11 protein-coding genes are annotated in these 11,657 nt (G+C 43.6%); 3 read left to right on the top strand and 8 right to left on the bottom strand.

Going from position 1 to position 11,657, the window contains the following annotated elements; translation table 11 throughout:
- Positions 1 to 16: 16 nt before the first annotated feature.
- From ACIFSR_RS32915 to ACIFSR_RS32880, 8 genes are all read right to left on the bottom strand, one after another.
- Positions 17 to 1,222, bottom strand: a complete 1,206-nt coding sequence (locus tag ACIFSR_RS32915; protein ID WP_256710842.1) for an HpcH/HpaI aldolase/citrate lyase family protein — start codon at positions 1,220 to 1,222, stop codon at positions 17 to 19.
- A gap of 100 nt (positions 1,223 to 1,322) precedes the next feature.
- Positions 1,323 to 2,114 carry a TerC family protein gene (locus ACIFSR_RS32910; RefSeq protein ID WP_076267376.1) on the bottom strand — a complete coding sequence of 264 codons (792 nt, stop codon included), beginning with the start codon at positions 2,112 to 2,114 and terminating at the stop codon, positions 1,323 to 1,325.
- 23 nt (positions 2,115 to 2,137) lie between these two features.
- Entirely contained in the window at positions 2,138 to 3,418 is a 1,281-nt protein-coding gene (locus tag ACIFSR_RS32905; RefSeq protein WP_430063371.1) for a TerD family protein, read from the bottom strand.
- 73 nt (positions 3,419 to 3,491) lie between these two features.
- Positions 3,492 to 4,070 (bottom strand): TerD family protein, encoded by a 579-nt coding sequence (locus tag ACIFSR_RS32900; RefSeq protein ID WP_076267378.1) that lies wholly within the window; start codon positions 4,068 to 4,070, stop codon positions 3,492 to 3,494.
- A gap of 168 nt (positions 4,071 to 4,238) precedes the next feature.
- Positions 4,239 to 4,820 carry a TerD family protein gene (locus ACIFSR_RS32895; protein WP_339205093.1) on the bottom strand — a complete coding sequence of 194 codons (582 nt, stop codon included), beginning with the start codon at positions 4,818 to 4,820 and terminating at the stop codon, positions 4,239 to 4,241.
- Between the two features lie 28 nt (positions 4,821 to 4,848).
- The gene (locus ACIFSR_RS32890; protein WP_076267380.1) at positions 4,849 to 5,442 is read right to left on the bottom strand and encodes a TerD family protein; all 594 of its coding nucleotides are present in this window, start codon (positions 5,440 to 5,442) and stop codon (positions 4,849 to 4,851) included.
- 541 nt (positions 5,443 to 5,983) lie between these two features.
- Positions 5,984 to 6,679, bottom strand: a complete 696-nt coding sequence (locus tag ACIFSR_RS32885) for a response regulator (protein ID WP_076267381.1) — start codon at positions 6,677 to 6,679, stop codon at positions 5,984 to 5,986.
- On the bottom strand, positions 6,676 to 8,268 hold the full coding sequence (locus ACIFSR_RS32880; protein ID WP_430063368.1) for an ATP-binding protein: 1,593 nt from the start codon (positions 8,266 to 8,268) through the stop codon (positions 6,676 to 6,678). Before ACIFSR_RS32880 ends, ACIFSR_RS32885 begins: the two co-directional genes overlap by 4 nt.
- A gap of 262 nt (positions 8,269 to 8,530) precedes the next feature.
- On the opposite strand from ACIFSR_RS32880, the gene ACIFSR_RS32875 reads away from it, so the two are divergent.
- The 3 genes from ACIFSR_RS32875 to ACIFSR_RS32865 all read left to right on the top strand — a co-directional run bounded on the left by ACIFSR_RS32875 (position 8,531) and on the right by ACIFSR_RS32865 (position 11,655).
- Positions 8,531 to 9,547 carry a Bug family tripartite tricarboxylate transporter substrate binding protein gene (locus tag ACIFSR_RS32875; RefSeq protein WP_076267383.1) on the top strand — a complete coding sequence of 339 codons (1,017 nt, stop codon included), beginning with the start codon at positions 8,531 to 8,533 and terminating at the stop codon, positions 9,545 to 9,547.
- A 108-nt stretch (positions 9,548 to 9,655) separates the two neighbouring features.
- Positions 9,656 to 10,111 carry a tripartite tricarboxylate transporter TctB family protein gene (locus ACIFSR_RS32870; protein ID WP_430063365.1) on the top strand — a complete coding sequence of 152 codons (456 nt, stop codon included), beginning with the start codon at positions 9,656 to 9,658 and terminating at the stop codon, positions 10,109 to 10,111.
- A gap of 17 nt (positions 10,112 to 10,128) precedes the next feature.
- Entirely contained in the window at positions 10,129 to 11,655 is a 1,527-nt protein-coding gene (locus ACIFSR_RS32865) for a tripartite tricarboxylate transporter permease (RefSeq protein WP_339205099.1), read from the top strand.
- The last annotated feature ends 2 nt before the right edge of the window (positions 11,656 to 11,657 follow it).

Here is an 11,657-nt window from a genome sequence, read left to right as displayed (position 1 = left end):
TAAATCTCCAATAATATTAAACGATTGCTGATTCTCGTTCTTCTGCGAGCAAGCAGGTGAAGTTTTGGTTTTCATTTAGCACCCCATAAATGTCTGATCTGAACAATATTCGTTTGGCCCATGTCATATGCGGCTTAAACTCATTCATTTTGTTCGAATAACGGCTCTTCATCACACCCAAATCGCCTTGTTCATTTTCCATAATGTGCAGGGCATCCATATACTCCTCATGCGTCACCACAAGCATCGACTGTACAGGCTTAATGTGGGTAGGATGGATAATGGTTTTGCCAATTATCCCATTTTCCTTGTCCATTGCGACCTCGCGAATAAGCCCGTCCACATATTTATTAATATAATCCATACGCAGAATCCGTCCGTGTCTTCCCATGCTTTCCTCAAAAGGCGTTTGTCTGAGCTGGGGCTTAAAGACGCGATCACTCTTAAAGTACTCCCATACGGGACCGGAGATCACATAATGATTATCCATCCGCCCAAAAACATTTACGATATCCGCAATACAATCACGAATGACGCCAATGTCGTAGATTGTATGATCCGGACTTCTTCGAAGCCCAAATAAACTTGAAAAATCTGTTGCTCCAATACGAACATTCAGCACATAGGCCTTGTATTCATTCAGCAGCTGAGAAATGCCCATTAGCGTTTCCATTCTTTTCTCTCGATAAATGACGTCAGAGCTTTCCAAAATAGGCATGCCGTATAACGTGGAGCTTGTTGAGCGTTTGTTCTTGTTGTATTCATGCAGCAGCTTTAAATACTCACCGCCAGTCTCCACGTTGAACTTCGGAAACACGATTCCTGTAATATATTCAATCTCTTCACCGAAAAACGAGAGCAGTCGTTTAAGCTGTTCAACAGAGCGTACTCTTATAAACATAAGCGGAATATCGTCGGCATGGAGCAAACCAATCGAAATGTAACGGCCAATCTTAATCAACGTTGCCTTCAACGTCTCTTCGGCAAATTCGATTTGATTATCACCTACTGCATCTTCAAGGTCTATCACCATAGACACGAGTCCTTCGTGTTTTCCGGTTACCAAATCATCTGCTATGTTATCCTTGGTGGCAGGCATATAGAGCGCTGCACCAATCGCGTGAGCAATAACTTCTTTGTCAGCATAATTATTGAACTGAGTTGGAAGGGAGTAAAAGAAATTTTGCTCTTCTTCATTGGTAAGATAGTTAAAATACCTCAAAGTGATCCCTCCTAAAAGTTGTGTAAAGCAATCTGAGAGTGAAAAAATATCCCTCGCGATCCATTGAGGGATATTTTTCATAAACAGAGTATTATCGAATCTAAACCGCTTTTGATTCTCTTTTCTTACGTGCTGCGCTGTAAAGAAGGGTACCACCGAATACAGCTATAATTAAACCGAAGAACAAAGCATGCGGCACATGCAAGCCATACGCTCCGCCAATCATTTTTGCTGCGATAACGATGATTAAAATAAACGCCGCTTTCTCAAGCTCAGGGAATTTATCAATCAACTTGAGGAATACTTGAGCGACGCCGCGCATCATTAGAACGCCGAGAATACCGCCGAGGAACAGAACCCATACCTCTTCACTCACGCCGAATGCAGCTAGTACGCTGTCGATACTGAACGCGATATCCATAATTTCAACAGCAAGTACCGTACGCCAGAATCCGTAGCCTTTATTTTGAACTTCAGCATCATCGTCGTTGCCCTTCTTGCCGATGTAAGGAATTAATGGAATGTTGCCGACACGAGCAAGCTTGAATTCCAGATGGAATAGATTGCTTAACGCAATCCATAACAGATACAATCCGCCCGCTACTTTAATCCATGTAATTTGTACGAGATAGACACCTACTCCGATTGCGATAAATCGGAAGATATAGGCACCAATAATACCGTAGAACAACGCCTTTTTCTGCTGGTCTTTCGGCAAATGCTTAACCATAACCGCTAGTACTAGCGCATTATCTGCCGATAACAAGCCTTCCAAAAGAACGAGTGTTGCAATTATTCCCCAGTTTGTCGGGTTGGTGAGAACTTGTGACAAGTTGTCCCAGTGAAAGAAGCTCCCGAAGTTGGCTATTACATTTTGAAAAAAGTCGACCATCTCTTAAACCTCCGCATTTTTCTTTATTTGCTTCCTTGTACCCATCTGAGACCCCAGCGATAAGCCTCGTCAAGCTCTTTATGGCCTGAGAAATATTGCACGAGCCGCTGAATGCTGAAGGTTTGATCATTTACATTCTCGATCATCGCAATCGCACACATACCCTTGCGATTATTATGCTCGTCCATCCGCACCTCTATATCAGGCCCACCTGTTTGTGTGATGGTAACAATACCAGCAGCCTCCGCCCAGTTCGTAGCTCCTTCATAGATGTATGCGTATATGACGATTCTCTTAATCTCAGAAACTTTATTACCGTTGATTCTAAGATTTTCACCCGTTGTAATAGAGCCGGTTCGGTCATCTCCGTCAAGCGAAACGTACGGCGCTCGCGAAAAATCTCCGAAGCTGTTGCCTAGCGCTTGAACAGAACCTTTCATACCATTTTTCAATTCATACAAACATCCGACATCTAAATCTACACCGCTGCTTGAACGGCCAAAAAAACCAGTGGAGGCTTTTTTCTGATTCCAGTTCAAATTAACGACAATCTCACCAAGTGATCCGGCACCTTTTTGTAAATTGATGACATCACCGCGTTTGGTAAGCGAGATTTTGCTGAGGCTTATTGGCGGACTGCTTGGTTCTGGTACGATTGGTGCGGGAGGTTTAGGTGGAATAAGTGGAGCTTTCACTGGTGCTGGTGCTGGAGTTGGCGCCTCAGCAGGAGCGTCTGCCTTTACTTCAATACCAAAGCTATTGCAGAGTGCAGCAAGACCGCCTGAATATCCAGACCCAATGGCATTGAATTTCCATTCGCCATTATATCTATATAAATCTCCTACGACTATCGCAGTCTCAATAGAGAAATTTTTTCCAACATCATAGCGCAAAATTTCGCGTCCTGTTCCTTCGTCAATAACCCGGATATAGGCATCATTCACGCTAGAAAAATTTTGTCTCTTCGCTTCCCCATCATAAATGGTTAAAGTAAATGAAATACGTTCAATCGTTTGAGGCACATCGCTAATCGCGATCAATACTTGTTCGGTATCCGTTTTCCCTGCAAAACTTCGTTTATTGCCACTTGCCAGTTGAATAGAACCGCTGACATCCTTAGGATTACTGTAAAAAATCAAATCTTGGTCTCCAGCTGTTTTTCCATTCGCTCGTAATAGAAAAGCCGAAAAATCGACATCTACACCTGCTGCAGTGTTCCATCCCATGCCAACTAGAAGGTTTTTTATGGAAGGATTATTTTTGGTAATATCCGCTTTTTGACCTTTCATTAATGCCAGCTCCATGCTTAAACCGCCCTTCGGTAATAATAGAATAGGGTGACAAACCCTCAAACTGCCACCCTATACGCCAGATGAATTAAACCGTAAGCCCGTAATTACGACAAAGCGCTGCTAGTCCGCCCGAGAAACCTGAACCTACCGCTTGGAACTTCCAATCGGCATCATGTCGGTACAGCTCGCAGAAGACAATCGCTGTTTCAACGGAGAAATCTTCTCCTAGATCATAGCGCAGCACTTCTCTTCCAGAAGACTCGTCTACTAGACGAACAAAGGCATTGGATACTTGACCAAAGTTTTGCAGCCTGGACTCGGCATCATGAATCGTAACGCTAATTCCGATTCGCTGAATGTGTGGAGGGACTTTTTGGAAATCAATTTTGATTTGCTCGTCGTCACCTTCACCCTCACCGGTACGATTATCGCCTGTATGCTCAACAGCACCGTTATAAGCAATCAGCGCATTGTAGAATACAAAGTCCTTCTCGTCCTTGGCTTTGCCATCCTGATGGAGCAAAAACGCGCTTGCATCAAGGTCAATTTCTCCGCCGCCTGAATATTTGTTCGTATCCCAGCCTAGACCGAGAACAACCTTCGTAAGGCCTGGGTTTGTTTTTGTAAGATCAATGCGTTGACCTTTGGAAAGATTTATAGACATCGTTCTATTCCTCCTTGAATTGACTAGGTTTGAACGCCAAAGTCAGTGCAAAGGCCTACTAGACCGTTTTGATATCTGCTGCGACTTTCCGCTGTTCACTTACTTATAAATTGTTATATTTTAAAAAAGGGCCGCCACTGGCGACCCTTTACGGGTAGATAAGTATGACTAGCTAGCAGAAAGACCAAAGTTGCGAGCAAGACCGCCTAGGCCGTCTTGGAAGCCGCTTCCGATTGCGCTGAATTTCCACTCGCCGGAATGACGGTATAGTTCACCGACGATTACTGCTGTTTCTACAGAGAAATCTTCTCCAAGATCATAACGGATAAGTTCTGTGCCGCTTTGCTCGTCCACGATACGAACGAATGCGTTGGATACTTGTCCAAAGTTTTGGCTGCGCTCTGCGCCATCATGAATCGTGATGCAAAATGCGATTTTGTCTGTTTCAGCTGGAACGGCAGAAAGATCAACGTTTACTTGCTCATCATCGCCATCGCCTGCGCCTGTGCGGTTGTCACCTGTGTGAACAACGGAGCTGTTAGTGTTTTTTGGGTTGTTGTAGAAAATAAAATCAGATTCAGAACCCGCTTTGCCTTGTGCATTCAAGCAAAATACAGAAGCATCAAGGTCAAAGTCTTTTCCGCCGTCATATTTATTAGTATCCCAGCCTAGACCTACTGTAATTTTTGTAAGACCTGGGTTTGTTTTCGTGAGATCAATTTTTTGTCCTTTGGATAAGCTGATTGCCATTTTAAAAGCCCTCTTTTCTCACATAAATTTATTGGTATTGACGTGCAAGGATATCAACATGGGCAGCATGAGTGCCTTCCCCAATTGCATTAAACTTCCATTCACCATTGTGTCTGTAAAGCTCACCTACGACTAGAGCGGTTTTGCCTGAATAATCATCCGTCAAGTTGAAGCGAATCAGTTCTTGATTGTTCGCTGGGTTGACGATACGAATAAAGGCAGATTTGATCATGCCAAAATCTTGTCGTCTGGATTCACATTCGTAAATGTTAACTACGCAAAGGATTTTGTGGATATTAGCAGGAACACGATCAAGCTGCACGATGATTTGCTCATCATCGCCATCGCCCTCACCGGTAATATTATCACCCGTATGAACGACCGAGCTGCAACCGCTTTGCTTGTTGTAGAAACAAACGAGATTTTTCTCGCCACTTAGCTTGCCGTTTTCATCAAGCAATAATGCCGATGCGTCACAGTCAACGTTAGCCGCTTTTTTCATTCCGAAGAAACCGCCTTTAGTTTGAGCCGGGTCCCAGCCTAAACCAACGATAACTTTGCTGAGACCAGCATTGCCTTTCGTTAAATCTACCTTTTGACCTTTTACGAGAGAGATAGCCATTGTATTTGCACCCCCTTTCCATAAGGTTCACTACTAAAAAAATATCCAAATACAGCGATTCTGAACCTACTAACCAACAATACGCCTATTCGACATGCAAGTTCCAAAAAAAATGTATGATCCATACATTATTCTACAAAACCTGAATATTACCTCTTCTTTACGGCAATTTTACATAGAAAAAAGTGCATTGGCAGCAGGCAGTTCCTTATCGCCTCTCCCAATCAATTTTATAACAATTGCTGCTCCAAATACAAATTTCTACAAATAATGAACCTTAAAGCGGAATAAACATAGGCTTAGGCACAAAAGCGTGCATTTTTTCCGTCACAAACTTAATATTCGCTTCATTTTTACCAAAAAAAAGGTGGAAAAATGAGCCCAAAAACGAGATAATTATATGTAGTAAAAAAAAGTAGCGAGGTGTTCGAATGGAATTTATAAAAAAGAATAAAACCGGCCTTATCTTTGGTGCGCTGCTCCTCATTAACGGGCTATTTTTATTATCCATTGTCCTCTCGAAAAACTAAGTATGGCAGCCTCACATTTGCTCTTTTCTTTTGTAAACCCGCTCCGGCCTTCCAACGGTTCCATAAGAAATATCAGCTATTAATTCACCCTTGGCCACATAATACTCCAAGTACCGCCGAGCGGTCGTACGGCTGAAACCAGCCTTTTTCCCAAGCTCCTCCGCCGTTAATACTTCAGGACCTGCGTGAATGAAGGAGAGTATTTTCTCATTCGTTATCTTATCGATGCCTTTTGGCAAATAAGAATCCTTATCCGTACGATCATTTACCCCCCACAGCAGCTGATCAATCCCCTCTTGATCCACTTGTTTATTTGAGCCGCCGAGCAGTGCCATTTGATTATGATATTTTTGATAAGACTTCAGCTTCTCTTGAAAACGTTCAAATACAACCGGCTTGATCATAAAATCATATACCCCGCCGCGAATGGCTTCACGAACCGTTTCAAATTCCTTGGCGGCCGTAATAATAATGACATCTGTTAACGGGTTGTTTTTCTGTATGTAGTGAAGCAGGTCAAGTCCGCTCATATCGGGAAAATATAAATCAAGCAGCACTAAATCCGGGGCCAAAATATCTAAATGCTCATGCGCCAGCTGCTTATCTGTTGCAATTCCAACGACTTCGAAGCCCTCTATCTTCTCTAGAAAGCGTCGATTGATTTGTGCAATTCGAAGGTCGTCCTCGATAATGACCACTCGTATCATATATCTTTCCCCTTTTCTTTTGGAATCACAACGGTAAAAATCGTCCCTTCCTGCGGACGCGATTCAAAACGGATATGACCCCTTAACTGTTGTATCGCCTGCGTAACAATCACTAGCCCATAACCCCGATGATCCTCATTTTTCGTGGAGAAACCGAGCTCAAACAGCCGCTCTGCGACATCCTCCTTAATGCCGCTCCCATTATCTTCGATAATGATCGTAAAATCTTTGCCTACGTCAGACAGAAACACCTTAACGGTTCGATTCTCATCATTTTTCTCGAGAACAGCATCCAGCGCATTGTCAATTAAATTGCCGATAATCGTTACCAGGTGATTGCGGTTTAGATCATCGGGGATCGTTTTGAAGGTGCTCTTGGAATCAATCTCAAGCTTCACCTTAAGCTCATTCGCACGATTGAACTTGCCAATTAGTATGCCGCCAATAATAGGATCGGGAATTTCCTGCAGGAGGAAATGGATCAGATTTTGATGAACATCGGTTTCATGTGTAATAATATCCATCGCTTCTTGATACGACTCCAGCTGGATTAGCCCATAAATCGTATACAGCTTATTGGAGTATTCATGCGTTTGTGAACGCAGCGCTTCGGTATAACGCTTCACCTGCGTCAGCTCCTCCGTTAATCGAAGCAGCTCGGATTTGTTGCGAAAGCTGGAGACCGCCCCTACGACCCGGTGCTGATGATCAAATATCGGCAAGCGATTGACGACGACACTGCTTTCGTTAATGGTCATTTCTTGATCGATTTCCGATTGCCCTGATTTAATAACCTCCATTAGCCGCGATTCTGGAATAACATCCCGCACATGCTGCCCGGTAAGCTCCATTTGCTCGAGCGGATCGATCAGCTTCAAAGCCGTTTGATTGACAAGGGTAATCGTTCCCTCTGTATCAACGGCAATTATGCCTTCATGAATCGTTTCCAAAATAGCTCTCTTCTCCTGATACAACAAGCCGATTTCCTCAGGCTCTAGACCATGTATCGATCGTTTTACGCTATTGGCAATAACAATGGCTCCGCCAGATCCAACCATCAGCGCAATGGCTGCAAAAATAATCATCGCATTACGGTAAGTCACAGCCGATTGTTCAATGTCTTTTAATAAAATACCCACTGAAACAATGCCTATAACTTCATTCTGATCATTAAAAATGGGAGTTTTTCCCCGCAAGGAGGGGCCCATCGAGCCAACGGCCTCTGAAATGATCGATTCTCCATTCAGCACAGGCCCATTGTCACCGCCGACCATTTCTTTCCCGATTCGGTCTGGCAGCGGATGCGCATAACGAATTCCCTCTTTATTCCCAATGACGATGTACTCAGCGTCCGTTTCCATTCTAATTTTCTCAACGATAGGTTGAATGATGGCTGAAGGATTCTCCTCTTCAAAGGCATGCCTAATGACGTCCATCAACGCTACTGTCTTCGCAATTTTCAGAGCTGATGCACCTACATTTTTCTGCAGCGTCGTCACTAGTATTCTCTCAAAGCTGAAGGTAAGTGCAATGATAATAATAAATAGCAAAGTTCCAATTAACAAAATCAATCTCGTTTGTAATCGCATTCAATTACCTCCATGCAAATACTTCTCATCCGCGGGACGCTGATTTTATTGTATTCTACATGCTTCCCTGAACATAGTCCCTTGAGTCGATAATGGCCGTAAATTTTATGAACAAAATAAACAGTATGACTACTTTTCAACTTATGTGGTTATTGTATTCAACCCCAATTCGCGATGGTAGTATGAAGCATATCAAACAGGTAAGCGCTTACAGTAATCATTCATACGTTTACTTGAATGAAACTAAAGGGGGATTATTCGTATGGGATACCAAACAAAAAATTGGAAAACTATAGTAGCTGCTGCTTTTGTTGCTGTTAGTTTGACGGCCTGCGGCGGAACAGCATCAAAAGGCGGATCGGCTAATTATCCTGAGAAACCTTTCATTGTGACAGCCCCATCTGGAGCTGGCGGCGGATGGGATAAGACAGCAAGGTCCTTGGCCAAAGTGCTAGGTGAAACGAAGCTCGTTGATCAAACGATGACTGTTGAGAACAAACCCGGCGGCGGCGGCACTGTGTTTTTAGCCGAATATGTAACCAAAGACAAGAATGACCCATACAAGCTGTTTGTCAGCTCCCCGCCAATTCTCATTAACAACCTAAAAAAAGAAGGGAACAGCCCATACGGCTACAAGGATGTTACCCCGCTCGCACAAATAACGAAGGATTATGGCGCAATCGCGGTTGCGGCAAATTCCAAATATAACGATCTTCATTCACTAATTAACGACATTAAGGCAGACCCTTCAAAAGTTACACTAGCAGGCGGTTCGGCGCCTGGTTCTATGGATCATTTAATTAGCGTACTCCCCGCATTTAGAGCAGGCGTTGACCCAAAAACAGTCAAGTACTTGTCCTATGATGGCGGAGGCGAAGCCATTGCTGCGCTGCTGGGCAACAATGCTGATGCGATTGGAACAGACATCTCTTCCCTCGGCAGCTATTTAAAAGCAGGCAAGATCAAAATTCTTGCCGTTACTTCTGATGAACGGATTGAAGGCGACTTCAAGGATGTGCCTACCTTAAAAGAGTTGGGTATAGATGCGGAGTTCACAATCTGGCGCGGCGTATTAGGTCCGAAAGGCATGACAAAAGAGCAAATCGCTTACTGGGATAAAACGTTAAAATCTCTCTCTGAACACGAAGCGTGGGCGAAAGAATTGAAAGCGAACGATTGGGTCAGCGAATACAAAAACTCCGAAGATTTTACTGCCTTCCTTGCTGAGCAAGAAGTTGCGGTACAAGAGCTGTTGACAGCGCTCGGCATGCAGAAGTAAATGACTGAACGAAGAGCAAACGCTTGATAAAAGCATAAGCATGAGTGATTGGATGGGAGAGCGCTAGTCTCTCTCCTCTCCTTTCTTCATTCATTGGAGGTGAAGGCCTTGAACAAAACATTTGATCGATACGCCTGCATCATATTTTTCCTTCTCGGTGTTGGATTCATGTGGCAGAGCACATTAATTAGCGCTTCATCCTACGGCAGCAAGGTCGGGCCTAATATCGTTCCCTTTGGTCTGGGGGCGCTGCTTGTCATTTTAAGCTTACGTCTATTTTACGAAGTGTTAAAGTTTAAAGGCTCTAGCAGCAAAGCGGGAAAGCTTGATTACAAGAAGTTTCTCATTATTTTCGCTTCTGCTTTTTTATACGCCTTCTTCTTAGAAACGATCGGCTATATCATCGGGACATTCCTCTTCCTTCTCATTAGCTTTCAAGTTTTGGAAAGAGGAAAATGGCTAAAATCGATCTTGATCTCCGGATTGTTTGCAGTCGGCGTTTACGTCATCTTTGTTGTCATTCTGGAAGGTTCAATGCCTGGTTTTCCGTCATGGCTATCGTAACTAAAGGAGGCATATGAATGGATACACTACAATTTCTCGCAGACGGCTTCGCGACCGCCTTTCAATGGCATAACTTGCTCTTTGCTTTCATCGGCGTGTTGATAGGTACGGCTGTAGGGGTATTGCCTGGTATAGGACCCATGAGCGGTGTCGCCTTGCTTATACCTGTAACTGCATCAATGACGGGCGGATTAGCTCCTGAAGCAGCGGCCACAAGCTCTATCATACTTTTGGCCGGCGTTTATTACGGTGCGATGTACGGAGGATCAACGACCTCTATTCTGCTTAATACACCTGGGGAATCCTCCTCTGTAGTGACAACATTAGACGGCTATCAAATGGCTAGACAGGGTAGAGCTGGTGCTGCCTTATCCATCTCTGCAATCGGTTCTTTCGTTGCAGGAGTATTTGCTGTCATCGCGCTCATCGTATTAGCAGAACCACTATCAGAGGTTGCGATAAAGTTTGGTCCTGCCGATTATTTCTCCTTAATGCTTCTTGGACTATGCGCCGTAAGCGGCTTGGCTGGAAAGTCCATTACGAAAGCTCTCATTATGACCGTATTCGGACTGCTGCTCGCAACCATCGGAATGGACACCGTATCGGGTGTTGCAAGGTTTACTTTCGGCATGCCGTTGCTTTATTCCGGTCTTGAGTTTTTAACAGTGGCAGTTGGTCTATTTGCATTGGGAGAAGTATTCAAAACCATTTTGGAAAGAGACTACACCGCCGGTAAAGCAGCAAAAATTGAACGTATCCTTCCAACAAAAAAAGACTTGAAGGATAGTGCAGGACCGATTGCCCGCGGTTCGGTTTTAGGCTTTTTTATTGGTATTTTGCCGGGTGCTGGTGCGACTTTAGCTTCTTTCTTCAGTTATATTTTGGAGAAAAAAATAAGCAAAAATCCAGAAACCTTTGGCAAAGGCAACATTGCCGGTGTAGCTGCCCCTGAATCAGCTAATAATGCAGCATCAGGCGGGGCTATGATCCCTTTGCTTACACTTGGTATTCCAGGCTCAGGTACAACCGCTATATTAATGGGCGCTTTAATTATGTATAACATTCAGCCAGGTCCTTTGTTATTTGAGGAACATCCTCAAGTAGCTTGGGGATTAATTGCCAGTATGTTAATCGGAAATCTCATTTTGCTCGTACTCAATATGCCATTAGTTAAGGTATTTGCAAAAATCATTCAGACGCCTCCGAAATATTTGATTCCAATCATTATTGCCATTTCTATATTTGGTGTTTATGCGGTTCAGGCACAAGTCTTTGATTTAATGCTGCTGCTCGGCTGTGGAATTGCAGGGTTCTTTCTTGTACGAAATGATTATCCGCTAGCTCCACTCGTGCTTGGTTTAGTACTCGGGCCAATGATTGAAAACAATATGCGGAGAGCATTAACGACATCTAATGGAGATTTTATGATTTTCTTGCAAAAACCGATGTCGCTTGTTTTCTTAATTATCGCAGCACTCTGGTTAATTATACCTATTTTGCTAAAGAAGAGAGGGAAAGAGGTTGTCATTAACGAAGAAGGTTAATT

Source organism: Paenibacillus sp. NRS-1760 (assembly GCF_050467785.1).
GTDB lineage: Bacteria > Bacillota > Bacilli > Paenibacillales > Paenibacillaceae > Pristimantibacillus.
Note: the sequence above shows the minus strand (reverse complement) of the source record. Positions and strands in the feature narration are given on the sequence as shown.